The organism is Streptomyces sp. NPDC088252 (assembly GCF_044740965.1).
In the GTDB taxonomy this organism is placed as follows: Bacteria; Actinomycetota; Actinomycetes; order Streptomycetales; family Streptomycetaceae; genus Streptomyces.
Genome location: NZ_JBIURS010000013.1, coordinates 185,998 through 211,107, shown reverse-complemented (window position 1 = coordinate 211,107; position 25,110 = coordinate 185,998). Strand labels below are relative to the sequence as shown.

At 71.0% G+C, this 25,110-nt stretch carries 27 protein-coding genes and 1 riboswitch; of the genes, 14 read left to right on the top strand and 13 right to left on the bottom strand.

Translation table 11 applies throughout. The features are described 5' to 3' along the window. Window positions 1-219 precede the first annotated feature (219 nt). The 3 genes from ACIOHC_RS26285 to ACIOHC_RS26275 all read right to left on the bottom strand — a co-directional run bounded on the left by ACIOHC_RS26285 (window position 220) and on the right by ACIOHC_RS26275 (window position 2,297). Window positions 220-612: a DUF3040 domain-containing protein gene (locus ACIOHC_RS26285; RefSeq protein WP_351078137.1), complete on the bottom strand. Its 393-nt coding sequence runs from the start codon at window positions 610-612 to the stop codon at window positions 220-222. Between the two features lie 296 nt (window positions 613-908). Continuing rightward, complete coding sequence (locus tag ACIOHC_RS26280; protein ID WP_351078139.1) at window positions 909-1,667, bottom strand: methyltransferase; 759 nt, start codon at window positions 1,665-1,667, stop codon at window positions 909-911. A 102-nt stretch (window positions 1,668-1,769) separates the two neighbouring features. After that, window positions 1,770-2,297, bottom strand: coding sequence for an SAV_6107 family HEPN domain-containing protein (locus ACIOHC_RS26275; RefSeq protein ID WP_351078140.1), 528 nt, complete (start codon window positions 2,295-2,297; stop codon window positions 1,770-1,772). Window positions 2,298-2,464: 167 nt separating this feature from the next. Between ACIOHC_RS26275 and ACIOHC_RS26270 the strand changes: the two genes are divergently transcribed. The 5 genes from ACIOHC_RS26270 (at window position 2,465) to ACIOHC_RS26250 (ending at window position 8,666) form a co-directional block, all read left to right on the top strand. Then, window positions 2,465-3,253 (top strand): ATP-binding cassette domain-containing protein, encoded by a 789-nt coding sequence (locus ACIOHC_RS26270; protein ID WP_401844211.1) that lies wholly within the window; start codon window positions 2,465-2,467, stop codon window positions 3,251-3,253. Further along, window positions 3,225-5,312, top strand: coding sequence for a YhgE/Pip domain-containing protein (locus ACIOHC_RS26265; protein WP_351078144.1), 2,088 nt, complete (start codon window positions 3,225-3,227; stop codon window positions 5,310-5,312). Before ACIOHC_RS26270 ends, ACIOHC_RS26265 begins: the two co-directional genes overlap by 29 nt. A 29-nt stretch (window positions 5,313-5,341) precedes the next feature. Continuing rightward, window positions 5,342-5,953: a TetR/AcrR family transcriptional regulator gene (locus ACIOHC_RS26260; RefSeq protein ID WP_365690252.1), complete on the top strand. Its 612-nt coding sequence runs from the start codon at window positions 5,342-5,344 to the stop codon at window positions 5,951-5,953. A gap of 402 nt (window positions 5,954-6,355) precedes the next feature. Beyond that, window positions 6,356-6,973 (top strand): DUF4126 domain-containing protein, encoded by a 618-nt coding sequence (locus ACIOHC_RS26255; RefSeq protein ID WP_351078150.1) that lies wholly within the window; start codon window positions 6,356-6,358, stop codon window positions 6,971-6,973. A 175-nt stretch (window positions 6,974-7,148) separates the two neighbouring features. Next, window positions 7,149-8,666 carry a phytoene desaturase family protein gene (locus ACIOHC_RS26250; protein ID WP_401844208.1) on the top strand — a complete coding sequence of 506 codons (1,518 nt, stop codon included), beginning with the start codon at window positions 7,149-7,151 and terminating at the stop codon, window positions 8,664-8,666. A 97-nt stretch (window positions 8,667-8,763) separates the two neighbouring features. Here ACIOHC_RS26250 and ACIOHC_RS26245 read toward each other — a convergent pair whose 3' ends face one another. The 6 genes from ACIOHC_RS26245 to ACIOHC_RS26220 all read right to left on the bottom strand — a co-directional run bounded on the left by ACIOHC_RS26245 (window position 8,764) and on the right by ACIOHC_RS26220 (window position 13,573). Then, window positions 8,764-9,687: a hypothetical protein gene (locus ACIOHC_RS26245; RefSeq protein ID WP_401844206.1), complete on the bottom strand. Its 924-nt coding sequence runs from the start codon at window positions 9,685-9,687 to the stop codon at window positions 8,764-8,766. Between the two features lie 50 nt (window positions 9,688-9,737). After that, window positions 9,738-10,655, bottom strand: coding sequence for a methylenetetrahydrofolate reductase [NAD(P)H] (gene metF, locus ACIOHC_RS26240; RefSeq protein ID WP_351078159.1), 918 nt, complete (start codon window positions 10,653-10,655; stop codon window positions 9,738-9,740). 99 nt (window positions 10,656-10,754) lie between these two features. Then, a complete protein-coding gene (gene thiE / locus ACIOHC_RS26235) occupies window positions 10,755-11,408 on the bottom strand; it encodes a thiamine phosphate synthase (RefSeq protein WP_351078161.1) in 654 nt (217 codons plus the stop codon). 102 nt (window positions 11,409-11,510) lie between these two features. Next, window positions 11,511-11,876, bottom strand: a complete 366-nt coding sequence (locus ACIOHC_RS26230) for an Rv2175c family DNA-binding protein (RefSeq protein WP_351078164.1) — start codon at window positions 11,874-11,876, stop codon at window positions 11,511-11,513. Window positions 11,877-11,947: 71 nt separating this feature from the next. Beyond that, the gene (locus ACIOHC_RS26225; RefSeq protein ID WP_401844203.1) at window positions 11,948-13,201 is read right to left on the bottom strand and encodes an NAD(P)/FAD-dependent oxidoreductase; all 1,254 of its coding nucleotides are present in this window, start codon (window positions 13,199-13,201) and stop codon (window positions 11,948-11,950) included. Between the two features lie 9 nt (window positions 13,202-13,210). Further along, entirely contained in the window at window positions 13,211-13,573 is a 363-nt protein-coding gene (locus ACIOHC_RS26220; protein WP_365690257.1) for a hypothetical protein, read from the bottom strand. A 51-nt stretch (window positions 13,574-13,624) separates the two neighbouring features. Continuing rightward, window positions 13,625-13,737: riboswitch (TPP riboswitch) on the top strand. Between ACIOHC_RS26220 and thiO the strand changes: the two genes are divergently transcribed. The 5 genes from thiO to ACIOHC_RS26195 all read left to right on the top strand — a co-directional run bounded on the left by thiO (window position 13,735) and on the right by ACIOHC_RS26195 (window position 18,904). Further along, window positions 13,735-14,916, top strand: a complete 1,182-nt coding sequence (gene thiO / locus ACIOHC_RS26215; RefSeq protein WP_351078170.1) for a glycine oxidase ThiO — start codon at window positions 13,735-13,737, stop codon at window positions 14,914-14,916. (Overlaps the previous riboswitch by 3 nt.) Continuing rightward, the gene (gene thiS / locus ACIOHC_RS26210) at window positions 14,913-15,173 is read left to right on the top strand and encodes a sulfur carrier protein ThiS (RefSeq protein ID WP_351078173.1); all 261 of its coding nucleotides are present in this window, start codon (window positions 14,913-14,915) and stop codon (window positions 15,171-15,173) included. Before thiO ends, thiS begins: the two co-directional genes overlap by 4 nt. 2 nt (window positions 15,174-15,175) lie before the next feature. Then, window positions 15,176-15,970 carry a thiazole synthase gene (locus ACIOHC_RS26205; RefSeq protein WP_351078176.1) on the top strand — a complete coding sequence of 265 codons (795 nt, stop codon included), beginning with the start codon at window positions 15,176-15,178 and terminating at the stop codon, window positions 15,968-15,970. Window positions 15,971-16,123: 153 nt separating this feature from the next. After that, entirely contained in the window at window positions 16,124-18,040 is a 1,917-nt protein-coding gene (gene pknB / locus ACIOHC_RS26200) for a Stk1 family PASTA domain-containing Ser/Thr kinase (protein ID WP_351078179.1), read from the top strand. 6 nt (window positions 18,041-18,046) lie between these two features. Beyond that, on the top strand, window positions 18,047-18,904 hold the full coding sequence (locus tag ACIOHC_RS26195) for a deoxyribonuclease IV (protein WP_351078181.1): 858 nt from the start codon (window positions 18,047-18,049) through the stop codon (window positions 18,902-18,904). Between the two features lie 79 nt (window positions 18,905-18,983). Here the strand turns inward: ACIOHC_RS26195 and ACIOHC_RS26190 are convergent, their stop codons facing one another. Beyond that, window positions 18,984-19,253 (bottom strand): hypothetical protein, encoded by a 270-nt coding sequence (locus ACIOHC_RS26190; protein ID WP_351078183.1) that lies wholly within the window; start codon window positions 19,251-19,253, stop codon window positions 18,984-18,986. On the opposite strand from ACIOHC_RS26190, the gene ACIOHC_RS26185 reads away from it, so the two are divergent. Continuing rightward, the gene (locus ACIOHC_RS26185) at window positions 19,200-19,700 is read left to right on the top strand and encodes a DUF4396 domain-containing protein (protein ID WP_389638309.1); all 501 of its coding nucleotides are present in this window, start codon (window positions 19,200-19,202) and stop codon (window positions 19,698-19,700) included. The two genes, ACIOHC_RS26190 and ACIOHC_RS26185, sit on opposite strands and share 54 nt — an antisense overlap. 30 nt (window positions 19,701-19,730) lie before the next feature. Here ACIOHC_RS26185 and ACIOHC_RS26180 read toward each other — a convergent pair whose 3' ends face one another. After that, window positions 19,731-20,363, bottom strand: a complete 633-nt coding sequence (locus ACIOHC_RS26180) for a sulfite oxidase-like oxidoreductase (protein WP_401844200.1) — start codon at window positions 20,361-20,363, stop codon at window positions 19,731-19,733. A gap of 154 nt (window positions 20,364-20,517) precedes the next feature. Between ACIOHC_RS26180 and bfr the strand changes: the two genes are divergently transcribed. Continuing rightward, the gene (gene bfr / locus ACIOHC_RS26175) at window positions 20,518-20,997 is read left to right on the top strand and encodes a bacterioferritin (RefSeq protein WP_093543851.1); all 480 of its coding nucleotides are present in this window, start codon (window positions 20,518-20,520) and stop codon (window positions 20,995-20,997) included. A 69-nt stretch (window positions 20,998-21,066) separates the two neighbouring features. Here the strand turns inward: bfr and ACIOHC_RS26170 are convergent, their stop codons facing one another. After that, window positions 21,067-21,375 carry a (2Fe-2S)-binding protein gene (locus ACIOHC_RS26170; protein WP_351078190.1) on the bottom strand — a complete coding sequence of 103 codons (309 nt, stop codon included), beginning with the start codon at window positions 21,373-21,375 and terminating at the stop codon, window positions 21,067-21,069. Between the two features lie 168 nt (window positions 21,376-21,543). Further along, window positions 21,544-22,890, bottom strand: coding sequence for a class II 3-deoxy-7-phosphoheptulonate synthase (locus ACIOHC_RS26165; protein ID WP_351078193.1), 1,347 nt, complete (start codon window positions 22,888-22,890; stop codon window positions 21,544-21,546). Between the two features lie 31 nt (window positions 22,891-22,921). Here ACIOHC_RS26165 and ACIOHC_RS26160 point away from each other — a divergent pair, with 31 nt between their 5' ends. Both ACIOHC_RS26160 and ACIOHC_RS26155 read left to right on the top strand, forming a co-directional pair. Further along, on the top strand, window positions 22,922-23,050 hold the full coding sequence (locus ACIOHC_RS26160) for a trp operon leader peptide (protein WP_376471496.1): 129 nt from the start codon (window positions 22,922-22,924) through the stop codon (window positions 23,048-23,050). Between the two features lie 91 nt (window positions 23,051-23,141). Further along, a complete protein-coding gene (locus ACIOHC_RS26155; RefSeq protein ID WP_401844197.1) occupies window positions 23,142-25,082 on the top strand; it encodes an anthranilate synthase family protein in 1,941 nt (646 codons plus the stop codon). Window positions 25,083-25,110: the final 28 nt, after the last annotated feature.

Sequence of the window (25,110 nt, the reverse complement as noted above, 5' to 3'; positions counted from 1 at the left end):
TGATCCGGCCCGGTCCGGACGAGAGCCCCGGTCCCGTGTCCCCGAGCGGTCGGCCGGCTCGAAGCCTTCCCGGCCCGGCCGGACGAGTGCGCGCCGACGATCGCCGGGCCGGGAAGGGGCTCCGGGCGGGGGCCGAAGACTGGCCGGAAGTTGCGGCGGACACGTGTGAGGGGCGGCCGCGCAGACGCGGCCGCCCCTCATCCAAGAGTGTCCGAGGCTCTACTGCCCCTGTTCGTCACGGCGACGCTGCCACCGCTGCTCGATCCGATTCATGACGGTCCGGCGTTGCCTGGGCTGGCGGCGTCCGCCGCTGCCGCCGGCTGCCTGCTGCTCGCCCGGCTTCGGGGCTTTGCGCCAACCGGTGACCGCAAGAACCGCACAGCCGAGCATGACGAGGAACCCCACCACGCTGATCCAGATCTGCTGGGCGACCATTCCGGCCATGAGGAGCGCGATACCCACCAGAAAGCCTGCGACCGCCTGGTAGACCCGTCGCCGGGTGTACGTACGCAGCCCGCTTCCCTCGAGCGCTGTCGCGAACTTGGGATCTTCGGCGTACAGCGCTCGCTCCATTTGCTCGAGCATTCGCTGCTCGTGCTCCGAGAGCGGCACGGAGTCCTCCTCGTCGTCGGCCGCGGGGGGCGGCCGGTATGCGGCCCTTCCAGGATAGGCAGGGATTCGCCCCCCGTGAAACCCGCCCTCTTTGCCAGTCAGCCAGTCCGGGCCGCCACGACGGCTCAGCTGCTGAGGCGTTGATTCCCCAACCTCCGATCCGTCATGCCGGATGGTGTCCCCCGATCATACGTGGCGAAGCCCCCGATCGGGGGTCCCGAGACGTACTCCATCTGCGGTTGCGTCCCTGATCAGCCACGCTGAGGCCGAGCCACCACCGGTCGGCGGCCTCGCGCTCAGGCGCGCTTCGTGCCCAGAACGTGCAACTGCGTCGCGACCGAGTGGAAGGCGGGCAGTTCGGCGGCGGCCGCCTCCAGCTTGAGCAGGGCCTCCATGGCACCGGGCTCGGTGTCGACCAGGACGCCCGGGACGAGGTCGGCGAAGACCCGTACGCCATGGACCGCGCCGACCTCGACATCCGCCGCGGAGACCAGCTCGGTGAGCTGCTCCGCGGTGTAGCGCCGGGGTACCGGGTCCCCGTCGCCCCAGCGGCCCGCCGGGTCGCTGAGCGCACGCCTGGCCTCGGTGAAGTGCCCCGCGAGCGCCCGTGCCAGGACGGCGCCGCCGAGCCCGGCGGCGAGCAGGCTGAGCGCACCGGACGGACGGAGCGCCTCGACGGCGTTGCGTACCCCCTCGGCGGGGTCGTCCACGTACTCCAGGACTCCGTGGCACAGCACCGCGTCGTAGCCACCGCGCTCCACCACGTCGAACAGGCCGTGGATGTCGCCCTGGACACCGCGGACCCGGTCGGCGACCCCGGCCTCGGCGGCGCGGCGCTCCAGAGCGAAGAGCGCATTGGGGCTGGGGTCGACGACGGTGACCCGGTGGCCGAGACGGGCGACCGGCACCGCGAAGTTGCCGGTGCCGCCGCCGGTGTCCAGAACATCCAGGGCGTCCCTGCCGGTCGCCTTGACCTGGTGGTCGAGGGCGTCCTTCAGGACCTCCCAGACCACGGCGGTACGGAGGGAGGCGCGGGGGCGCAGCTGGTCCGACACGGCAGATGACTCCTCGGCACGGTGCCGCCGCTGACGGCGGAGCGTGAACAGTGCAGGTGGTACAGGTGCTGTCCACCCTATTGCCTCGCACCGCCGTCACCGTCATCGCGCGTCGGGCCGCTCCTTCCGGGCCTGCGGGAGCACCGGCTGAAGGACCAGCAACCGCTCGACCAGGCGCAGGAACATCGCCACGTCCCGCAGCAGGTCGTCGGCGTCCCGACGACTGGCCGCGCCCGGTATACCGGCTTCCGCTCGGGCCCTGCGGCGGGCCCCGGAGGCGAACAGCGCGCTCCATTCGGTCAGCTCCGGGGCTATTTCCGGGAGGACTTCCCAGGCGCTGCGGATCCGCTCCCGGCGCCGCCGGGAGGTTTCGGGACGGCCCCGCGCGGCGAGCACGGCCGCGGCGATGCGCAGCGCGGCGAGGTGGGCGGTGGCGTACCGCTCGTTCGGCACATCGAGAACGGCGGCCTCGTCGAGACCGGTGCGGGCCTGGGCGAGCAGATCGAGGGCGGCCGGCGGCGCCGCGGTGCGACGCGGAACGGGATGGACGTCGTGTGCCGGACCGGTCAGTGAGGGGGCAGGGCCGGCCGCGCGGCGCCGGGGTGCCGCTGCTGCGGACGAATGGGCCATGACGAAACCTCCTGTCTCGTGCAACGGCTTCGTGGCCGTATGTATCCATCGTGAGGGGCGCCACTGACAATCGACCTCGACCCACCCCTGACCTGCCCTTTTGCTTCGACAGCGAGTTCGGGCTACCTTTTTGCACTGACCGGTCAGTTCAAAATGAGGGAGAGTCTGTGGACAGCCCGCACGGGGCAGCCGTCACCGCGGAGGATTTCGGGCTCAAGGGGCCGCGCGGCTGGGCCTTCCGGGGCGTGGACATCGAGGCCGGCCCCGGCTCACTGGTGGCGATCGAAGGCCCGTCCGGCTCCGGCCGCACCTGCCTGCTGCTCGCTCTCACCGGCCGGATGCGCCCCACCGAGGGCCACGCGGAGATCGGCGGGCTGCGCCTGCCCCGCAAGATGGCCGTCGTACGCCGCCTCGGTGCGCTGGGCCAGGTGCCCGGGGTCAACGAGCTCGACCCGGCCTTCACCGTCGCCGAGCACCTGCGCGAGCGGGCCCTGCTGCAACACCGCTTCGACGGTTCGCTGCGCGCTCTGCTGCGCCCGCGCGCCGAGCGCGTCGCCGCCGCGCGGGGACGGATCGACGCGGCCCTGGCCGCTGCCGGACTCGACACCGCCACCCTGCCCAAGGCCGAACGGACCTCCGTAAGGGATCTGGAACGGCTGGAGGCACTACGGTTGTCCATCGCCCTCGCACTGCTCGGCGGACCCAGGCTGCTCGCGGTCGACGACACCGACCTCAAGCTGTCCGACGCCGAACGCGCGGAGGCCTGGGAGCTGTTGCGGTCCATCGCCGACAGCGGGACCACCGTGCTCGCGGTGTGCAGCCAGGCGCCCGAGGGCGCCGTCACCGTACGTACCGACACCTCGGCCGCGCCGGCGGACACCCAGGACGCCCCGGCCGAGGACACCACGACCGAGGAGGGACCGGCCGATGCGTTCGCCGAGACTGGCCGCGCTTGAGCTGAAGCGTTTCGGCAGGGGGAAGCTGCCGGTCGCCGCGCTGATCGCGCTCCTGCTGCTGCCGCTGCTCTACGGCGCCCTGTACCTGTGCTCCTTCTGGGACCCGTACGGCCGCCTCGACAGGATCCCGGTCGCGCTGGTCAACAACGACAAGGGCGTCACCGCGGACGGGAAGCACGTCGCGGCAGGCGACGAGATCACCGGAAAGCTCCTCGATTCCAAGACCTTCGAGTGGCACGAGGTGAGTTCCACCGAGGCGCACAAGGGCGTCGAGAACGGCACGTACTACCTCTCGCTCACCATGCCGTCGGACTTCAGCAAGCGGATCGCGTCGAGTTCGGGCGACTCCCCCGAGACCGGCGCACTCCAGGTGCGGACCAACGACGCCAACAACTACATCGTCGGGCAGATCTCCCGGTCGGTGTTCTCCGAGGTGCGCACCGCCGCTTCGACCAACGCCTCGCGCGGCTTCCTCGACCGGATCTTCATCAACTTCTCCGACCTCCACGACGCGACGGCGAAGGCCGCCAAGGGGGCCGAGGACCTCAAGGGCGGCATCGGCAAGGCGAAGAAGGGATCGGAGGATCTCGCCGACGGTCTGAAGAACGCCAAGGACGGCAGCAGCAACCTGGCCGGTGGCATCGTCAGGCTGAACAAGGGCGCGGGCGACCTGGAGACCGGCTCCCGGCAGGTCGCCGACGGCACCCAGCTGCTGGCCGACAAGGTCAACGGGGTGGCGGGCGACGTACGCCCGTTCCTGAAGGACAACGGCAAGTCGATCGGCGACACCGCCCGGCTGGTCGGCGATTCCGCGCAGACCGTACGGGACAACCTCGACCTGCTGGTGGAGGCGGCGCCCACCGCGGCCACCACCGCCCGCACGGCCTCCGACGACCTGGCCGAGGTCTACCGCACCAGTTGCACGGAACAGTCGCCCGCCGACCCCACCGTCTGCCCGCCGCTGAAGCGCGCGAAGACCGCGGCGGCCGATGTGTCGAAGGTCGCCGACGACGTGAACGCGCTGGTCACCAACCAGAACGGCGATCTGAGGAAGCTGCGCACCCAGCTGACCACGCTGCAGCAGCAGGCCGACGGCCTGGCCGAGGCGGCGCCGCATCTCGACAAGGACCTGAAGTCCGCCGTGGAGAAGGTCAACGCGCTCAACACCGGCGCCCACAAGGTCGCCAAGGGTGCGAACGAACTGCACACCGGCCTGGCCACGGCCAGGACGGGCTCCGCCGATCTGGACACCGGCGTGAGCAACCTCAAGAAGGGCGCGAACGACCTGGACAGCGGGCTGCTCCGGCTCGGCGACGGTTCGACGGGCCTCGCCCAGGGGCTCAACGACGGCGTCGACAAGATCCCCGACTACGACAAGAAGGACCGCGACGCGCGTACCGAAGTCATGGCCGACCCGGTGCAGCTGGCCTCCAAGTCGCTGCACGCGGCGCCCAACTACGGCACCGGCTTCGCCCCCTACTTCATTCCGCTCTCCCTCTGGGTCGGCGCGATGGTCGCGTACATGCTCATCCAGCCGCTCAACCGGCGGGCACTCGCCGCCGGGGCCTCCGCCTGGCGGATCGCCTTCGCGGGCTGGCTGCCGGTGGCCGCGCTCGGTCTGCTCCAGGTGGCCGCTCTGATGTCCGTGCTGCACTGGGGACTCGGGCTGCAGATGGCCAGGGCCGCCGGGACGATCGGCTTCCTGGCACTGGTCACCTGCTGCTTCGCCGCGATCGTGCAGTGGCTCAACGCCCGCTTCGGGGCCGCGGGACGCATCCTCGTGCTCGCGGTGCTGATGCTCCAGCTGACCTCGGCCGGGGGTACGTATCCCGTCCAGACCAGCCCCGGATTCTTCAACGCGATCCATCCCTATCTGCCGATGAGTTACATCGTCGACGGGCTGCGGCGGCTGATCACGGGCGGCGGTCTCGGACCGGTCTGGCAGGGCTGTGCGGTACTGCTGGCCTTCACGGCGGGGGCGCTGGCCCTCACCGCGCTCTCCGCGCGCCGCAAGCAGGTGTGGACCCTGGACCGGCTTCACCCGGAGCTGAGCCTGTGAGCGCGCCCGGACCTGTGAGAATCGGGGGCATGGAAAGCAGTAGCACCACACGCCGTCAGGCCACCCGGCAGAGGCTCTACGAGGCGGCTGTCACGCTCATCGCCGAAAAGGGCTTCTCGGCGACCACGGTGGACGAGATCGCCGAGCGCGCCGGGGTCGCCAAGGGCACGGTCTACTACAACTTCAAGAGCAAGACCGAGCTCTTCGAGGAGCTGCTGCGCCATGGCGTCGGGCTGCTCACGGCATCGCTGCGCTCCGCGGCCGAGGGGACCGGGGCGCGCGGCGGCACCCGGGTCGAAGCCCTGGACGCGATGATCAGGGCCGGTCTGGCCTTCATCGACCGCTATCCGTCCTTCACCCAGCTCTACGTCGCGGAGCTGTGGCGCACCAACCGGGCCTGGCAGTCGACCCTCCTGGTGGTGCGTCAGGAGGCCGTCGCCGTGGTCGAGGAGGTGCTGCGCGAAGGCGTGGACAACGGTGAGCTCAGCGAGGAGATCGACATTCCGCTGACGGCCGCGGCCCTGGTCGGGATGGTGCTCGTGGCGGCCCTGGACTGGCAGGCGTTCCAGCCGGAGCGGTCGATCGACGATGTGCACTCGGCGCTGTCGCTGCTGCTGCACGGGAGGGTCAGCGGGCGCTGACCCACGGTGCGGGGGCGACCGGCCCCACACCCCGGCCGTCCCCGCGGCGACCTGGCGCACCCACGCACGAAGGCGCCGGCCCGACGAGGCTCGATCCCCCCGAGCCTGCGCCGGACCGGCGCCTTCCGTGCCGTCGGAGAACCTTCCCCCGTGACCCCCGTTCTCCCCCGTGGTCCCCGGGCCCTCCGTCATGCTCCCCCGTTCCGGAGGGGGTACCGCGCCCGTTCCGCCGCCCCGTGCCGGCGGTGCCGGGCCGTGCCCTCTCCGTGTGCTCCACTCTCCCGTCAATGCAGGTGGGAGCCCATCCGCGTACCTACTCATCTCATCGCCTAGGTACGGATACTCAGGGCTGCGCGCCGAACCCCACCCCCGCCCGCGCGCCCTCTGGTTACGATCGCCCCCGTGTCCGTACTCCCTCTGGTGTTCACAAGCGGCTGGGCGAGCGGGATCAACGCCTATGCGGTGGTCCTGCTGCTCGGTGTCTTCGGCGCGACCGGCCTCTCCGACGAGGTGCCCGCGTCGCTGCAGCGCACCGATGTCCTCGTGGTGGCCGCTGTCCTCTTCCTCTGCGAGGTGGTGGCGGACAAGATCCCGTACGTGGACTCGGTCTGGGACTCGGTGCACACCGTTGTCAGGCCGGTCGCCGGTGCCGTCGTGGCTGCGCTGCTGGCCGGGGAGAGCGGTTCGCTGCCGGAGCTCGCGGCCGGTGCCATCGGCGGTTCCACCGCGCTGATGAGTCATCTGGTGAAGGCGGGCACCAGAATGGCGGTCAACAGCTCCCCCGAGCCGTTCAGCAACATCGCGGTGAGCACGGCCGAGGACCTGGGCGTGGCGGGGATCGTCACCTTCGCGATATTCCATCCGCTGGTGGCCGCCGTCATCGCCGGGACGCTGCTGCTGCTCGGCATCGTGACACTGCTCTTCCTGGCCTCCCGGATCCGCCGGTTCCTGCGCCGCAGGAGCCGGCGCCGCGAGGAGAAACGCCTGGCCGGGGCGGGTTCGCACTGGCCGCTGGAGTAACGGCCGGATCAGGGAGCGGTGTCATGCGGCTTCGAATCCGAGGCGGAGGAGGGAGGCGACGCGGAGCGTCGTCGACCGACGACAACGCCGGAGGCGGAGTCGTATCACACCGGGAGCCCGCTCACTGTCGTGCACCAGGCCGTAACTGTCACAGGCGGCAGTTAAGGTCACTGACATGGCACGTATTGCGGTGATCGGCGCCGGGATGGGCGCAATGGCGGCGGCTGCCCGGCTCGCCGTGGCAGGCCACCGGGTGACGGTGTACGAGCGGTCGGAGACCTTCGGCGGCTCCGTCGGCCGGTATGCCCATGAGGGCTTCGCCTTCGACACCGGCCCCACTCTGCTGCATCTGCCCGCGGTCTACCGCGACTTGTTCGTGAAGACGGGCAAGGAGCCGCTGGAGCGGTGCGTCGGCATGACCCAGGTCGATCCGGCGAGCGGTCACGTCTTCGCGGACGGCACGGCGGTGTCCCTGCCGAATGCCTCACGGGCCGGAGTGGTCGCCGCCCTGGACGCCGCGCTCGGGAGCGGTGCGGGCACGGCCTGGGGCGAGTTCCTCGACCGGGCGCGGGACGCCTGGGACCGGTCGAGGCGCCCGCTGCTCGAAGAGCCGTTGCGCGCCGACTGGCAGGTGCTCGGACGTGACCCCTATCCGGCGCTCCGGCAGCGCAGGCTGCTGCGTCCGGCCCGGCAGGCGGACACGATGACGGAGATCGGGGCGTGGGAGCTCTCGGACCCCCGGCTCGCGGCCCTCCTCGACGGATACGCCCTGTCGTACGGGCTGGACCCGCTGCGCGCACCGGCGGCGGCCGCCCTGTTGCCGTACATGGAGGAGACCTTCGGCAGTTGGTACGTCTCCGGCGGGATCCGGGCCCTGGCACAGGCGGTGTACGAGCGGTGCCTGGCCCGGAAGGTGGAGTTCGTCTTCGGTGGCGAGGTGGCCCGGGTCGTCGAGAAGGACGGCCGGGCGGCGGGTGTCGAGCTGACGGACGGGACGGTCGCCGAGGCCGCCCATGTGGTGCTGGGGGCCCGTCCGCACCCGGGGCTGCTGCCCGGTCAGAAGCCGTGGCAGGACGGCGACGTGGCGGTGCAGCCGCGGCCGGATCAGGGGGTGCTGCCGGGCCGGTTCCTGGTCCTGCTGTCGCTGCGCGGCGCCCGGCCCGCGGATGCCGTGCACCGGACGCTGGTGCACCCGGCCGACGGCGGGGCGGAGCGCGAGGCGGTGTTCGGCGGCAGGCTCGCCGACCGTCCCACGGTGACGGTGCTGCGCCCCGACGACCCGACGACCCGCCCCGACGACGCACACGAGGCGGTGACACTGATGGCGACAGTCGCTCCGCACGGGGCGGTGGACTGGACGGACGCGGCGTTGCGCGAGCGGTGTGCCGACGCGCTGATCGAGGCGGCCGGCGCGGTCGTGCCCGGCATACGGGAGCGGCTGCTCCACGCCGAGGTACGGACCCCGGCGGAGACTGCGGCGGAGACCGGTGCCGAGGGCGGTTCGGTGCCCGCGCCCGCGCTGGCGGGGGCGGGGGGCGCGTATCTGCATCCGGGCAATCGCACCCGGATGCCGGGGCTCTACGCAGCGGGCGGCTGGTCGCATCCGGGCGGCGGGCTCGCCCACGCCGGGATGTCGGGGGCGCTGGTCGCCGGGCTGATCGTGGAGGGGGACGGCTTCCGGGGCTCCCAGTGAGGCAGGACGAGCCCACCCTCGGCGCGCCGGGGGTTCGGGGTGCCTCCGGGCGCAGCCCCGCCCCCGGTCTCCCCCGCAGCCCCTGGCCGGGCCGTCGTCAGTAGCGGTACTGCTGTTCGTCGTAGCCGTTGCCGTTGGCGTAGCCGTTCGGGTACGGGGCGGGCTGCTGCGCGGGCGCGGCGGGGTACTGCTCGCCCTCGCGCTGCTGCGGCACCCAGACACCGCCGGGCGGGGTCTCGGTGGAGTACTCCTGGGCGTACGGGTCGGCGGCATGCTGCTGCTCGGCCCCGTAGCCGTCGAAGCCATTGCCGTGGCTGTCGTACGAGACGTACTGCGTGGAGCCGCCGGTGGTGCCGGTCCCGATGTACGGATCGGAATACGCGGCGTACTGCTGCCGGTCGGTGCCGTAGTCGTACTGGCCGGCCATTGAGTCCTGTCCGTCGAAGGAATCGTGACCGGCGTACGGGTCCTGGCCGTGCGCCGCGTGCGTGGAGTGGTCGGCGTAGGGCTCATAGGCGGCGTACTGCGGCTGCTGCTCGGGCTGCGGACCCTGCTGCGACTGCTGCGACTGCCGGTGATCGCCGTAGACGCCGTACTGTCCGGTGTCGTCCGGCAGTGGTTCCGGCTCGTAGACCGTGGCCGCCGGTGCCGTGGCACCCGCCCCCGGGACCTGACCGTCGTACTCCATCTCCAGGTCCGACACCTCAAGGGTGGGCTCGCGGCGCGCCCGCTCGCCGCCACCCCGGCGGCGGCGGCTCGCGCCGGGGCTGCCCCCTATCGCCCAGCCGGTGGAGAAGCCCCGCCGGAAGGACAACGTGACGTAGGTCTGGCCGGTCGCGAACGCGATCGTGCCGATGGCGATGACGAACACGGACGGCATCAGTACACCGACGACGACACAGGCGAAGCCCGCGAAGGCGAGCAGACGCCAGCGCAGACGCGCCTTGTACTGCAGGAGCACCTCGCCGAGCAGCCACAGCGCGACTATTCCGAACGCGATGTAGAGGACCGTCCAGCCCATGCCCGCCCCCTCCTACGGCCACCGCCCCGGGTCGTGGCGGGTACGGCCGGTCACGACTGCTTGTGCAGTCCGAGATTCTCGTAGATTTCGAGCGTCGCCGTCGAGTTGTTGAGCGTGATGAAGTGCAGTCCGGGCACACCCTCGGAGCGCAGCCTCGCGCAGAACCGCGTTGCGAAGTCGATACCAATGGAGCGTACAGCCGCGGGATCGTCCTTGGCGGCGAGGATGCGTTCTTTCAGAGAGGAAGGGAAAGACGCGTTGCTGAGCTGCGCGAACCGGTCCAGTTGTCTGACGCTGGTCAGCGGCATGACCTCGGGGATGATCGGAGTTTCGCAACCCGCCGCGACCACTCGGTCACGCATCCGCAAATAGTCCTCCGGATTGAAGAACATCTGGGTGATGGCATAGTCGGCACCGGCGCGGCACTTGTCCACGAAATGCCGGATGTCGGTGTCCCAGTCGGTCGAGCGGGGATGCATCTCGGGAAATGCCGCGACGCCGACACAGAAATCGCCGGATTCCTTGATGAGCTGGACGAGATCGGCCGCGTACCGCACACCCTGCGGGTGCTCGACCCACTCACCCATCGGGTCACCCGGCGGGTCCCCGCGCACGGCGAGGATGTTCCGGATTCCGGCATCGGCGTACTGCCCGATCATGTTGCGCAGCTCGGCGACGGAGTGGTTGACCGCCGTGAGGTGCGCGACCGGGGTGAGGGTGGAGTCGGCGGCGATCTGCTGGGTGGCCTTGACCGTTCCGGCCCGGGTGGAGCCGCCGGCACCGTAGGTCACGGAGACGAAGCTCGGCCCCACCGCCTCCACACGGCGGAGCGCGTTCCAGAGATTCCGCTCGCCCTTCTCGGTCTTCGGCGCCCAGAACTCGAACGAATACGAGGTCTTGCCGGTCGCGAGGAGCTCACGCACCGTACGCGCGTGATCCGTCCTGGTGGAAGATGTGCCAAGGGCCATACGGGCAGGTTAACCAGAGTGCGACGACCACAGGACCAGACCAGCGTTAATTGTCCGAATTGACTGGCTGTTTGTCCACTCCTCGGACATCTGGCCGGATCAGTCCCCAGCGCGTGCCCGGATTCGCCCGGCGAGCTCCGCGGTGGCGGCGGCGGGGTCGGCGGCCTCGGTGATCGCCCGCACGACGACCACCCGGCGGGCTCCGGCGTCCAGCACCTCGTCGAGATTGCCCGCGTCGATCCCGCCGATGGCGAACCACGGGCGCCGCGTGCCGAGCGAGGCGGCGTAGCGCACCAGGTCCAGACCGGGGGCGGGCCGGCCGGGCTTGGTCGGCGTGGGCCAGCAGGGGCCGGTGCAGAAGTAGTCCACACCGGGCTCGGCGACGGCCGCGTCGACCTCGGGCTCCGCGTGGGTGGAGCGGCCGATCACCACCTCCTCGCCGATGACGGCGCGGGCGGCGGGCACCGGCAGGTCGCCCTGGCCGAGATGCAGCACGTCGGAGCCGATGGCGTGGGCGACGTCGGCCCGGTCGTTCACCGCGAGGAGCTTGCCGTGGCGCCTGCAGGCCTCGGCGAGGACGGCCAGGTGTTCGAGCTCCTCGGCCGCTTCCATGCCCTTGTCGCGCAGCTGGACGATGTCCACCCCGCTGGAGAGGACGGCGTCCAGGAAGGCGGGGAGGTCGCCCTGCCGCTTGCGGGCGTCCGTGCACAGATACAGCCGGGCTTCGGACAGCAGCGCGCGAGGCGTGGGCATGGAGCGGTTCCCCCCTGGAGAGCGTCGTGGAGCGGTTGTCGGAACGGTGCTGGGTGCGGGCCGCGCGATACCGCGGGCCCGCACCTCACCTACGGCAGGCGGTCAGACGGCGAGCGCCTGGGCGCGACGCTTCACCTCCGTGCCGCGATTCTCGCTCAGCGCCTGGGCGGGGGTGCCGGGCAGGGTCGGGTCGGGGGTGAAGAGCCATTCCAGCATCTCTTCGTCGGTGAAGCCGTCGTCCCGCAGCAGCGTCAGGGTGCCGGAGAGGCCCTTGACGACCTTGTTGCCCGCGATGAAGGCGGCAGGCACCTGCAGCGCCCGGTTCTCTCCACGTCGTACGGCGATGAGCTGGCCCTCCTTGACCAGCTGCCGCACGCGCGTCACCTCGACATCGAGCATTTCCGCGATGTCGGGGAGGTGGAGCCAGGCAGGGACGAGAGCATCGATCTTTGCGTCAATCTCGGTCACGGGGACAAGCGTGCCATCCCGGACCGACAGTCGGTAGCCGGGCCGACCGTACGGGGGTGCGGGGTACGCCGTCAGGGGGTCGCCGACTTCAGCGGTACGGAGGGATCCGCGACCCGGGCCGGATCGAGCCGCGCCCCCGCCTCGATGAGCCTGCGCCCCTGCGCCAGGTCGCGGGGGCGGCCGACGGCGAGGACCGCGACCAGGACGCCGTCGCGCAGCCAGCACACCGACCAGGAGGGGTCCGCCGGATCGCCGCGCCACAGCAGGGTGTCGGCCGCCGCACAGTGGCCCGCGTACTGCACGAACCGGCCGAACTGCTCGGACCAGAAGTACGGCACGGGGTCGTACGTCTGCGGCGCCGGACCTTCCCCGGCCCCTGCCGCGATGATGTTGGCGGCGGCGGTGCGCGGGCCCTGGAGGGCGTTGTCCCAGTGGTGGACGAGAAGGCGTTCGCCGTATCGGGCGGAGGGGAACGAGGCGCAGTCGCCCACCGCGTACACATCGGGCAGCGAGGTGCGCAGCGCATCGTCGGCGGTCACCGATCCGTCGGGGCCGAGGGCGATGCCGGAACCGGCCAGCCAGGCGGTGGAGGGCCGTGCGCCGATGCCGACGACGACCGCTCCGGCCGGGATCACGCGGCCGTCCGCCAGGATCACGCGGCCGGATTCGATGCGCTCGACCCGGGCCCCGGTGAGGAGTTCGGCGCCGCTCTCGGCGTACCAGGCGGCCATCGGGGCGGCCACCTCGGCGGGCATCGCGCCGGCGAGCGGCCGGTCGGCGGCCTCGACGACGGTGACCTCGCAGCCCGCGGCGCGGGCCGCGGTGGCGAACTCCGCGCCGATCCAGCCCGCTCCGACGACCACGACGCCGTGCCGCTCGTCGAGGACGGGCCGCAGTCGTGCCGCGTCGTCGAGGGTACGCAGCAGATGGACACCGGGAACGCCTTCGGTACCGGGCAGGACGATCGGTTCGGCGCCGGTCGCGACCACCAGCACGTCGTAGGGAACAGGCCCTGACGGCGTGTCCAGCTCGTGCGCCCCGGGCCGCACACCGGTGACTTCGCACCCCAGCCGCAGATCGATGTCCAGTGCCTCGAAGTCGACGTCGAACGCGGAGCCCTCGGCCTCGCCCAGCAGTACCGCCTTGGACAGCGGGGGCCGGTCGTAGGGCTGGTGCGGTTCGGCACCGATCAGGGTGACGGGACCGGTGAAGCCCTGCTCCCGCAGGGCCACCGCCGTCTGTACTCCGGCCATGCCGGCGCCGACGATGACGACACGTCGCCCCGCCCGCCGGTCCGGTCGCTCCGACTGCTGCTGCTCGCTCACCCGTACACCTTAAACATCTGACGTATCGTCAGGAAAGGGGAGTTCCTCCACCGTGCTCGTACCGCTGCCGTTCTGGGACTCCCATTCCCACCGCTCGTCCAGCCGGACCCTGCCGTCCGCGAGGTCGACGACGGTGGAGACACAGTGGCCGGAGGAGGTCGTTCCGTCCTGCTTCAGCTGGACGTAGCGGAAGTCGAGGGTGTCGTCGACGCGCGTACCGACAAGGTGGCCGCGGACCACGTCGCCGCCTGCGTACTCGGCCCAGATCCGGCCGTTCTCCTCGTGGTACGTGAAGCGGGTACGGGTACCGACCTGCCCCGGGGCCTGGTCGGCGACCGGATAGAGGACGAGTCCGTCGAGCGAACGGGCCACGGGGGTTGCTCCCTTACTGGGTCCAGCGGGCGGGGTTTAGGGTGGCCAACGTAAAACACTCGCGGGAGCCCGGACGCACCGGGCTGAGAGGGAGGCTGGGCGGCCTCCGACCGTACGAACCTGATCCGGGTCATGCCGGCGAAGGGAGGGGCTGGACGCCCATGCGTTCTACACGGAACGGAGACGGATCCGACGTCCTCGTCATCGGGGGCGGGATCATCGGTCTGGTGACCGCCTGGCGGGCCGCGCAACGCGGACTGCGCACCGCGGTCGTCGACCCCGAACCGGGAGGCGGGGCCGCCCGGGTGGCGGCCGGCATGCTGGCCGCCGTCACCGAACTCCACTACGGCGAACAGATGCTGCTGGGCCTCAACGTCGCCTCGGCCGCCCGCTATCCCGACTTCGCGGCCGAACTGGAGGCGGCGAGCGGGCGGGAGACCGGCTTCCGCGCCTGCGGCACGCTGGCTGTCGCGCTGGACTCCGACGACCGCGCCCATCTGCGGGAACTGCACGCCCTGCAGCAGCGTTCCGGCCTGGAGTCGGAGTGGCTCACCGGCCGCGAATGCCGGCGCCTGGAGCCGATGCTCGCGCCGGGCGTCCGCGGCGGTCTGCGGGTCGACGGCGACCATCAGATCGATCCCCGTCGGCTGGCCGCCGCTCTGCTGACCGCCTGCGAACGGGCCGGGGTGGTCTTCCACCGCGGATGGGTGGAGCGCCTGACGGTGGTCCGCGACCGGGCCGCCGGAGCCGTCCTCGCCGGGGGCACGGAACTCACCGCCGACCAGGTCGTGCTCGCCGCGGGCAGCCTGAGCGGCAGGCTGCCGGGGCTGCCGGACGAGGTCGTGCCGCCGGTCCGTCCGGTGAAGGGGCAGGTGCTGCGGCTGACGGTGCCCGCCGCGTACGCGCCCTTCCTCACCCGGACGGTCCGGGCCGTGGTCCGGGGCAGCCATGTCTATCTCGTACCGCGTGAGAACGGCGAACTGGTCGTCGGCGCCACCAGCGAGGAGATGGGCTGGGACACCACCGTCACCGCGGGCGGCGTCTACGAACTGCTGCGGGACGCCCACGAACTGGTGCCGGGCATCACCGAACTGCCGCTCACCGAGACCCGTGCCGGTCTGCGCCCCGCCTCCCCCGACAACGCGCCGCTGCTCGGCCCCACCGCCCTGCCCGGCCTCCACCTCGCCACCGGCCACCACCGCAACGGAGTGCTGCTCACCCCCATCACCGGCGACGTCATGGCGGCACTCCTGGCCGACGGCGAGCTGCCCGAGCCGGCCCGCCCCTTCACCCCGTTCCGTTTCTCGCCCGCCGCCCCCGTACGTCAGGAGCAGCCCGCATGACCGAGCCCACACCCCCCTCCATGGCCGCTTCCACGCCCGAGCCCGGCCTCGCGCCCCTGTCCGTGTCCGTGAACGGCGAGGTCCGCCTGCTCGCCGCGGGCACCACTCTGTGCGCCCTCGTCGCCACCCTGACCGCCGCGCACTCCGGCGTAGCGGCCGCCGTCAACGAGACCGTCGTCCCGCGCGGCCAGTGGTCCACCGCCGTACTCGGTGACGGGGACCGCGTCGAGGTCCTGACCGCGGTCCAGGGAGGCTGACCATGTCCGACGACCTCTTCACTCTCGGCGACACCGCCTTCGGCTCCCGGCTGATCATGGGGACCGGCGGGGCACCCAGCCTCGACGTGCTCGAACGGTCGCTGACCGCTTCCGGTACCGAACTGACCACCGTCGCGATGCGCCGCCTCGATCCGACCGTGCAGGGTTCGGTGCTCTCCGTGCTCCGACGGCTCTCCATCCGCGTGCTGCCGAACACGGCGGGCTGCTTCACCGCGGGCGAGGCCGTGCTGACCGCCCGGCTGGCCCGCGAGGCGCTCGGCACCGACTGGATCAAGCTGGAGGTGGTGGCCGACGAGCGGACCCTGCTGCCCGATCCGATCGAGCTGCTGGACGCCGCGGAGACCCTGGTGGACGACGGCTTCACCGTGCTGCCCTACACCAATGACGACCCGGTGCTGGCCCGCAGGCTCCAGGACATGGGGTGCGCGGCGATCATGCCGCTCGGCTCCCCCATCGGCTCCGGCCTCGGCATCCGCAACCCGCACAACTTCCGGCTGATCGTCGAGCAGGCCCAGGTGCCGGTGATCCTCGACGCGGGCGCCGGAACGGCGTCGGACGCGGCGCTCGCGATGGAGCTGGGGTGCGCGGCGGTGATGCTGGCGTCCGCGGTGACCCGGGCGCAGGAACCCGAGCTGATGGCCGCGGCGATGCGGCACGCGGTGGAGGGCGGGAGGCTGGCGTGCCGCGCGGGCCGGATCCCGCGCCGGCACTTCGCCGAGGCTTCGTCACCGGTGGAGGGGCGCGCGGTGCTGGACCCGGAACGTCCGGCGTTCTGATCCGCCGGGACCCACCGCGGCCCGGCGGGGGCGGGGCCGTGCACCGCCAGGACGCCTCGGGGCGCACGTCCCTGTCACGGCTCGGCTGCAGTACTGCCCCGGCTGTGCCCCGGCCCGTGGGTCGTGTCCGTGGCTGCTCGTAGACTCGCATGCGTGGATACGACCCTCCAGGACCCTCTTGTCGGGCAATTGCTCGACGGCCGTTACCGCGTCGATGCCCGCATCGCCGTGGGCGGCATGGCCACGGTCTACCGGGCCGTGGACACCCGGCTCGACCGGGTGCTCGCCCTCAAGGTGATGCACCCGGCGCTCGCCACCGACGCCTCGTTCGTGGAGCGCTTCATCCGTGAGGCCAAGTCCGTGGCCCGGCTGGCGCACCCCAATGTGGTCGCGGTCTTCGACCAGGGTGCCCAGGGGCAGTACGTCTACCTCGCGATGGAGTACGTGGCGGGCTGCACCCTGCGCGACGTACTGCGCGATCGCGGCGCCCTTCAGCCGAGGGCGGCACTGGACATCCTGGAACCGGTTCTCGCCGCCCTCGGCGCCGCGCACCGGGCGGGCTTCGTGCACCGCGACATGAAGCCGGAGAACGTCCTCATAGGGGACGACGGCCGGGTCAAGGTCGCCGACTTCGGGCTCGTCCGGGCCGTGGGCGCCGTCACCAACACCACCGGGTCCGTCCTGGGCACCGTCTCCTACCTCGCCCCCGAGCAGATAGAGCACGGCACGGCGGACACCCGCACCGATGTGTACGCCTGTGGTGTCGTCCTGTACGAAATGCTGACCGGGTCCAAGCCGCACGCCGGTGACACCCCCGCCCAGGTCATCTACCAGCACCTCAACGCGGACGTCCCGGCCCCGTCGGCCGCCGTCGCGGGTCTCCCCGTGGAGCTCGACGACCTGGTGGCGAGCGCCACCGCCCGCGACCCCGAGGTCCGCCCGTTCGACGCGGTGGCATTGCTCGCCGAGACCCGGGAGGCCCGCTCCGGACTCACCGACGCCCAGCTCGACGCCGTCCCGCCGCAGGCCCTCGCCGAGACGCACGACGCCGCCGAGGACCGCACGAGCGTGATCCCCCGGCTGCTCCCGGCCGACCAGGGCGTCGCCCACCACACCAGCCGGCTGGAGATGCCGCCGCCGATATCGACGCCGCCCGCGCCGGGAGGCCGGCGCCTACTCGATCCGCGCCGCTCCCTCATAGCCGCGGTCGTCGCCGTACTGCTGGTGCTGGGGGTCGGCACCGGTGTCTGGTACATCAACTCCGGGCAGTTCACCCGGGTCCCCTCGCTGCTCGGGCAGACCGAGAAGGCCGCCCAGAAGCGGCTCTCGGACGCGGGCCTGGAGCTCAAGGGCGTCAAGCGGGACTACAGCGACACCGTGCCGCGCGGCAAGGTCATCAGCAGCGACCCCGGTTCCGGCGCCCGCATCCGGGGGAACGACGCGGTGACGCTGGTCGTCTCGCGCGGCCCCGAGATCGTGAAGGTGCCCGATGTCCAGGGCCTCGCAGCGGCCGATGCCGAACATGCGCTGGAGAAGGCCGGCCTGGTGCCCGGCATGGTCACCAAGGAGTTCAGCGAGGAGACGGACCGGGGAAAGGTGATCCGTACGGAACCCGAGGCGGGCACCGAGCGCCACCCGGACTCCGCCGTCGCCCTGGTGGTCAGCAAGGGCGCTCCGGTCGATGTCCCCGATGTCACCGGGTTGTCCGTCGAGGACGCCACCGCCGCGCTGGACGAGGAGGGACTGAAGGCCGAGGTACTGCCCGACCGGGTCAATTCCCCCGAGGTCGCGGGCGACATCGCGCATCAGTCACCGGCCGAGGGCAGCCGGGCCGCCGAGGGCGACACCATCACGCTCACGGTCTCCAAGGGACCGCGGATGATCGACGTCCCGGACGTCACCGGTAAGAATCTCGACGACGCCAGGAGCGAGCTGGAGGACGCGGGCTTCGAGGTCAAGGTCGACCGCCCGTTCCTCTCCTTCAGCGACACGATCGCGAGCCAGTCCGTCGACGGCGGCAAGCAGGCCCCCGAGGGCAGCACCATCACCATCAAGACCAAGGGACTCTAGATCCACATGCGCAACCCCGTCGGCGGTCATGTTCCCGTGGCCGGCGGCCTCGCCAAGGTGGGCCTCTCCTACGCCCGCGAGATGGGGGCGGAGGCCGTCCAGGTCTTCGTCGCCAACCCGCGCGGCTGGGCGACGCCCGTCGGCAACCCGGCCCAGGACGAGCAGTTCCGCGCCGAGTGCGCCGCCGGATCCATACCCGCCTACGTCCACGCCCCGTATCTGATCAACTTCGGTTCGCACACCGAGGCCACCGTCGAGAAGTCCGTGGAATCGCTGCGTCACTCGCTGCGCCGGGCCCGTGAGATCGGCGCCCTGGGCGTCGTGGTGCACACCGGTTCGGCGACCGGGGGTCGGCCGCGCGCGCAGGCCCTCGACCAGGTACGCACACACCTGAGGCCGCTCCTGGACGAGCTGACACACGACGACGACCCGTACCTCCTGCTGGAGTCGACCGCCGGGCAGGGGTTCTCGCTCTGCTCGCGGACCTGGGACTTCGGCCCGTACTTCGACGCACTCGATGCCCACCCCAGGCTCGGTGTCTGCCTCGACACCTGCCACATCTACGCGGCGGGACACGATCTGGCGGGCCCCGCAGGCATGCGGCAGACCCTGGACCTGCTGGTGGAGACGGTCGGCGAGGGCCGGCTGAAACTGATCCACGCCAATGACTCCAAGGACGTGGTGGGCGCCCACAAGGACCGGCACGAGAACATCGGCGCCGGGCACATCGGCGAGGAACCGTTCCGGGAGCTGTTCTCGCATCCGGCGACCGCGGGCGTGCCGCTGATCATCGAGACGCCGGGCGGCAAGGAAGGCCATGCGGCGGACGTGGCCCGGCTCAAGGGGCTGCGCGACCGGGACTGAGCGCCTCACCCACCCCCTGTTCTCACCATTGAGGAATACCCCGTAGGGGTATACGGTTCCCTGCTGTCACCAGGAACCGCTACTCGGCATTGGGGGGATCGCCATGCAGCACGGGGCACCACACGCGAACCATGGCCCGCACATGAACCACGGTCGGCCAGAGGCGCTCGACCAGCACAGCAAGCACGCGAACCCGAGCCGCCACGAGCAGCACAGCGATCACGCAACCCACCCAGGTCACGTCGACCACACAGGCCACACGGGCCACGTAGCCGACAGCGACCACACCGGCCACATCAGCCACGCTGCCGATATCGACCACACCGGCCACGCCAGTCACACCGGCCATCACCCGGGCAAGGTCGGTTGGGCCATGGCCGCCCGCGCCACCCTGCACTGCCTCACCGGATGCGCCATCGGCGAGGTCCTCGGCATGGTGATCGGCACCGCGCTCGGCTGGGGCAACATGGCGACGATGGTGCTCGCGATCGTCCTGGCCTTCTTCTTCGGCTACACGCTGACACTGCGCTCCATCCGGAGGGCGGGCGTCGATTTCCGTACGGCCCTCCGGGTCGCCCTCGCCGCCGACACCCTCTCCATCGCGGTGATGGAGCTGATCGACAACGGCGTGATCGCGCTGTGGCCGGGCGCCATGGACGCGACCCTCGCCGACGCGCTGTTCTGGGGGGCGCTCGCACTCTCGCTCGGCATCGCCTTCGTCGTCACCACACCGGTCAACAAGTGGATGATCGGCCGGGGCAAGGGCCACGCGGTGGTGCACCGGTACCACCACTGAGGACGGACGACCGGACCGGCGACCGCCGGGTCAGAGCTCGGGGCCGTCCCCGGGCTCCTCCTGATACGAGTAACGCTGCTCGCGCCACGGGTCGCCGATGTTGTGGTAGCCGCGCTCCTCCCAGAAGCCCCGGCGGTCGGCGGTCATGTACTCGACGCCGCGGACCCACTTGGGCCCCTTCCAGGCATAGAGGTGCGGCACCACGAGCCGGAGCGGAAAGCCGTGCTCGGCGGTGAGCAGCTCACCGCCCTTGTGGGTGGCGAAAAGTGTTCGGTCCGAGGCGAAGTCGGAGAGCCGCAGATTCGAGCTGAACCCGTACTCGGCCCAGACCATCACATGAGTGACGTTCGGTGCGGGGGGCGCGAGTTCCAGGACCGTACGAGCGAGAACCCCACCCCATTCGGCGTCGAGCATGCTGAATTTGGTGACGCAGTGCAGGTCGGCGACCACCGAGGCGAACGGCAGCTCCGAGAACTCCTGATGGTTCCAGCAGTGCTTCTCGCCGTCCGCCGTGGCACCGAAGACCCGGAACTCCCAGCGGTCGGGCTTGAACTTGGGAACCGGCCCGTAGTGGGTAACCGGCCAACCACGCTGAAGTCGCTGTCCCGGCGGAAGCTCGGACTGCTCTGACGCGCGGTTTTCCCGGCTTTCCGGCTGACCCATGCCTCCATGGTGACAGACAGGCAGGGGTGGTCCCGACCAAGGCAGGGACAATTCGTGCAATTCGTACTAAGCATGTACTTACTGGACGATCGCCGGGTGCGATGCGAGGATGCGGCCAACTTGCCCCGTTCACCGGTTGGAAGGAGCCTCTGCGATGCAGGGCGACCCCGAGGTCCTTGAGTTCCTGAACGAGCAGCTGACCGCCGAATTGACCGCCATCAACCAGTACTTCCTGCATGCAAAGATGCAGGACAACTTCGGCTGGACGAAGCTCGCGAAGTACACCCGCTCCGAGTCGTTCGACGAGATGAAGCACGCCGAGATCCTCACGGACCGCATCCTCTTCCTTGATGGACTGCCCAACTACCAGCGGCTTTTCCATGTAAGGGTGGGGCAGACCGTCACCGAGATGTTCCAGGCCGACCGCCAGGTCGAGGTGGAGGCGATCGACCGTCTCAAGCGCGGGATCGAGCTGATGCGCGGCAAGGGCGACATCACGTCCGCAAACATCTTTGAGTCGATCCTGGAGGACGAGGAGCACCACATCGACTACCTCGACACCCAGCTGGAGCTGGTCGAGAAGCTCGGCGAACCGCTCTACATCGCGCAGCAGATCGAGCAGCCGGACAGCTAGGGTCTTTCGTTCGGTTCATGCCGGGCTCGCGTGCCCCAGGACTCTCACCAGGGCCGGGCCCCGCGAGGTTCAGGCCGCTTCGAAGAGCCGGATTCCCGGGGTCACGCCCGGGGCGACGCCGGGAGCGGTCTCCGGATCGGACGCGGGGACGGCATCCGCTGCGGAGTCGTCGGCCGCGCCGGGCGTCCGCTTCCGGTCCAGCAGTTCGCGGCGCGGGCAGGCGCCGCGGCCGAGCATCGCCTGGATGGCGCGGACGCAGCCGCCGCAGTCCGTGCCCGCCTTGCAGGCGGAGGCTATCTGCCGGGGCGTGCACGCCCCGGCGTCCGCATGTTCCTTCACCTGCTTCTCCGTGATGCCGAAGCACGAGCAGACGTACACGCGGTTCACCTCCCGGCGGGATCGGTCGTTGCTGCCACCCCGTAATCGGTGAGGCCAACCTAACCTTACCCGGCGCCGAGAACCCGTGAAAACCTCCGAACGCCCTGTGGGGCACGGATCACATCGATCCGTGCCCCACAGTCGTACGCACACCACCTGCGGTGACGCCTACTGGTCCCGGTACATCTCGGCGACCAGGAACGCCAGGTCGAGGGACTGGCTGCGGTTGAGCCGCGGGTCGCAGGCCGTCTCGTAGCGCTGGTGCAGGTCGTCCACGAAGATCTCGTGCCCGCCACCGACGCACTCGGTGACGTCGTCGCCGGTGAGCTCGACATGGATGCCGCCCGGGTGCGTACCGAGCCCCTTGTGCACCTCGAAGAAGCCCTTGACCTCGTCCAGGACGTCGTCGAAGCGACGCGTCTTGTGGCCGGAGGCGGCCTCGAAGGTGTTGCCGTGCATCGGGTCGGTCACCCAGGCCACGGTGGCACCGGAGGCGGTGACCTTCTCGACCAGGTCGGGAAGCTTGTCGCGGACCTTGTCGGCGCCCATGCGGACGATGAAGGTCAGCCGGCCAGGCTCGCGCTCGGGGTCGAGGCGTTCGATGTAGCCGAGCGCCTCGTCGACGGTGGTCGTCGGGCCGAGCTTGATCCCGATGGGGTTGCGGATCTTCGAGGCGAACTCGATGTGCGCGCCGTCCATCTGACGGGTGCGCTCGCCGATCCAGACCATGTGGCCCGAGGTGTCGTACAGCCGGCCGGTGCGCGAGTCGACGCGGGTCAGCGCCGACTCGTAGTCCAGCAGCAGGCCCTCGTGCGAGGCGTAGAACTCGACCGCCTTGAACTCGGCCGGGTCCGTACCGCACGCCTTCATGAAGTTCAGCGCGTTGTCGATCTCGCGGGCGAGCGCCTCGTAGCGCTGGCCGGACGGCGACGACTTCACGAAGTCCTGGTTCCAGGCGTGCACCTGGCGCAGGTCGGCGTAACCGCCGGTGGTGAAGGCGCGGACCAGGTTCAGCGTGGAAGCGGACGCGTGGTACATCTGCTTCAGCCGCTCCGGGTCCGGGACGCGGGCGTCCTCGGTGAAGGCGAAGCCGTTGACGGAGTCGCCGCGGTAGGTCGGCAGGGTGACGCCGTCGCGGGTCTCGGTCGACTTGGAGCGCGGCTTGGAGTACTGGCCGGCGATCCGGCCCACCTTGACCACGGGCACGGAGGCCGCGTAGGTCAGAACGGCACTCATCTGGAGCAGCGTCTTCAGCTTGGCCCGGATGTGCTCGGCCGACACGGCGTCGAAGGCCTCGGCGCAGTCACCGCCCTGCAGCAGGAACGCCTCGCCCTTGGCGACGGCTCCCATACGGGCACGCAGCTGGTCGCACTCGCCCGCGAAGACGAGCGGCGGATACGACGCAAGGTCCGCGAGTACATCGCGCAGAGCCTCGGCATCGGGGTACTCGGGCTGCTGCGCCGCGGGAAGGTCTCGCCAGGTGTTGCCACCGGCGACGGAGGTATTGGCGTTCACGGTCACATCGACAACATTACGGGGTCCGGCGATGCGTCCATCCGTACGCTCAACAGTTGAGACGCGCGCTCGGATGACCCGGGCATCCGTTAGGGTTCGGAGCATGTTCGCGCAGACGACCCAGAACTGGTGGTGGACCGCTCATCCGGCGGCCCACTGATCGATCGCGCGACAGACCACGCGAAGGCCGCCCGAGGGGCGGCCTTCTCTGCGTTTCGGGAGCCGTTCCTCCATCCGGAAGGAACACCACGATGTCTCAACCCCACCGCACGGACCTCGTCATCGAGAGGCTTCTTCGTGCCGGCTCCCCACCGTTCGCGCTGCTGCGCAGGCGTACCCCCGGTCACGACCACGACACGGTCGAGGTGCTGATCGGCCGGGTGCGTGAGGTGGACCGGCTCGCCGACCTCCCGGTCGGTCCGCTGCCCTCGCTCGCCCTGGTGCCGTTCCGGCAGATCGCCGAGCGTGGCTTCGACGTGCGTGACGACGGGACACCGCTGTCCGTGCTGGTCGCGGAGGAGGCGTACGAGCTGCCGCTCGCCGAGGTGCTGGACCATTTGCCGGCCCATGACGTACGCGTCGAGGGCGGGGCCTTCGACGTCTCCGACGAGGAGTACGCGGGGATCGTCCGGCGGGTCGTCGAGGACGAGATCGGACAGGGCGAGGGCGCGAACTTCGTCATCCGGCGGACCTTCCGGGGCGAGATCCCCGGCTTCGGACGGCCGGACGCGCTGGCCCTCTTCCGGCGGCTGCTGGCCGGTGAGCGGGGCGCGTACTGGACCTTCGTCGTGCACACGGGCGACGACGGGGCCGACGCGCCCTCCGCCTCGGGGCGGCGGGCGACGGGCGGGAGGACGCTCGTCGGTGCGAGTCCCGAGGTGCACGTGCGGATGTCCGGCGGGACGGTCGTGATGAACCCGATCAGCGGCACGTACCGCTATCCCGCCGACGGCCCGACCGTCGGGGGTCTGCTGGCCTTCCTCTCCGACCGCAAGGAGCGGGACGAGCTCTCCATGGTGGTCGACGAGGAACTCAAGATGATGTGCACCGTCGGCGACATGGGCGGCGTGGTGGTCGGGCCGCGGCTCAAGGAGATGGCCCATCTCGCCCACACGGAGTACGAGCTGCGCGGGCGCTCCTCGCTGGATGTGCGGGAGGTGCTGAAGGAGACCATGTTCGCGGCGACGGTCACCGGCTCACCCGTGCAGAACGCCTGCCGGGTCATCGAACGGTACGAGCCCGGTGGGCGCGGCTACTACGCGGGCGCCCTGGCGCTGCTGCGGGAGGGGCCGGGCGGGGCCCGGACCCTGGACTCGCCGATCCTGATCCGTACCGCCGACATTGCGGCCGACGGGCGGCTGCGGGTGCCGGTCGGGGCGACGCTCGTGCGTCACTCCGATCCGGACAGCGAGGTCGCCGAGACCCACGCGAAGGCGGCCGGGGTGCTGGCCGCGCTGGGGGTGCGGCCGGGCCGGCCGCGGGACGGGGCCGCGCGTGCGCAGCTGGCCGGCGACCCGCAGGTGCAGGCGGCGCTGGAGGCCCGGCGGGACGGCCTCGCGCCGTTCTGGCTGCGGATGCAGGAGCGGACGCACGAGCTGTCCGGCCACGCTCTGGTGATCGACGGGGAGGACACGTTCACCGCGATGCTGGCCCATCTGCTGCGTTCCTCGGGTCTGGAGGTGTCGGTGCACCGCTACGACGAGCCGGGGCTGCGCGAACGCGTACGGGCGCACGAGGGCCCGGTCGTGCTGGGCCCCGGCCCCGGGGATCCGGGCGACACGGCCGATCCGAAGATGCGGCTGCTGCGCGGATTCGCCGCGGAGCTGGTCCGTGACCACCGGCACGGTCTGCTGGGGGTCTGTCTGGGCCATGAGCTGATCGCGGCGGAGCTGGGGCTGGACATCGTCCGCAAGGCCGTGCCGTACCAGGGTGCGCAGACCCGGATCGATCTGTTCGGGCGGCCGGAGACGGTCGGCTTCTACAACAGCTTCACCACGCGCTGCGACGACGGGGCGGTCACCGAACTGGCGGCGCACGGCATCGAAGTGAGTCTGGACGCGGCGACCGGGGAGCTGCACGCGCTGCGCGGACCGGGCTTCGCCTCGGTGCAGTTCCATCCGGAGTCGGTGCTGACGCTGCGCGGGGTGACGATCGTGGCCGGGCTGCTGGCGGGGCTGCCGGTGGCCGGTTGAAGGGCCGGCCGGGGTCCCGGCGGAGCTC

What these genes read in the sequence shown, in the direction of transcription:
- ACIOHC_RS26275 (WP_351078140.1), bottom strand. Translation starts at nt 2,297, where the DNA reads ATGGCCCATTCGTCCGCAGCAGCGGCACCCCGGCGCCGCGCGGCCGGC.
- ACIOHC_RS26265 (WP_351078144.1), top strand. Translation starts at nt 3,225, where the DNA reads ATGCGTTCGCCGAGACTGGCCGCGCTTGAGCTGAAGCGTTTCGGCAGG.
- ACIOHC_RS26260 (WP_365690252.1), top strand. Translation starts at nt 5,342, where the DNA reads ATGGAAAGCAGTAGCACCACACGCCGTCAGGCCACCCGGCAGAGGCTC.
- ACIOHC_RS26250 (WP_401844208.1), top strand. Translation starts at nt 7,149, where the DNA reads ATGGCACGTATTGCGGTGATCGGCGCCGGGATGGGCGCAATGGCGGCG.
- ACIOHC_RS26245 (WP_401844206.1), bottom strand. Translation starts at nt 9,687, where the DNA reads ATGGGCTGGACGGTCCTCTACATCGCGTTCGGAATAGTCGCGCTGTGG.
- metF (WP_351078159.1), bottom strand. Translation starts at nt 10,655, where the DNA reads ATGGCCCTTGGCACATCTTCCACCAGGACGGATCACGCGCGTACGGTG.
- thiE (WP_351078161.1), bottom strand. Translation starts at nt 11,408, where the DNA reads ATGCCCACGCCTCGCGCGCTGCTGTCCGAAGCCCGGCTGTATCTGTGC.
- thiO (WP_351078170.1), top strand. Translation starts at nt 13,735, where the DNA reads ATGCGTTCTACACGGAACGGAGACGGATCCGACGTCCTCGTCATCGGG.
- thiS (WP_351078173.1), top strand. Translation starts at nt 14,913, where the DNA reads ATGACCGAGCCCACACCCCCCTCCATGGCCGCTTCCACGCCCGAGCCC.
- ACIOHC_RS26205 (WP_351078176.1), top strand. Translation starts at nt 15,176, where the DNA reads ATGTCCGACGACCTCTTCACTCTCGGCGACACCGCCTTCGGCTCCCGG.
- ACIOHC_RS26195 (WP_351078181.1), top strand. Translation starts at nt 18,047, where the DNA reads ATGCGCAACCCCGTCGGCGGTCATGTTCCCGTGGCCGGCGGCCTCGCC.
- ACIOHC_RS26190 (WP_351078183.1), bottom strand. Translation starts at nt 19,253, where the DNA reads ATGGCCGGTGTGACTGGCGTGGCCGGTGTGGTCGATATCGGCAGCGTG.
- ACIOHC_RS26180 (WP_401844200.1), bottom strand. Translation starts at nt 20,363, where the DNA reads ATGGGTCAGCCGGAAAGCCGGGAAAACCGCGCGTCAGAGCAGTCCGAG.
- bfr (WP_093543851.1), top strand. Translation starts at nt 20,518, where the DNA reads ATGCAGGGCGACCCCGAGGTCCTTGAGTTCCTGAACGAGCAGCTGACC.
- ACIOHC_RS26160 (WP_376471496.1), top strand. Translation starts at nt 22,922, where the DNA reads ATGCGTCCATCCGTACGCTCAACAGTTGAGACGCGCGCTCGGATGACC.
- ACIOHC_RS26155 (WP_401844197.1), top strand. Translation starts at nt 23,142, where the DNA reads ATGTCTCAACCCCACCGCACGGACCTCGTCATCGAGAGGCTTCTTCGT.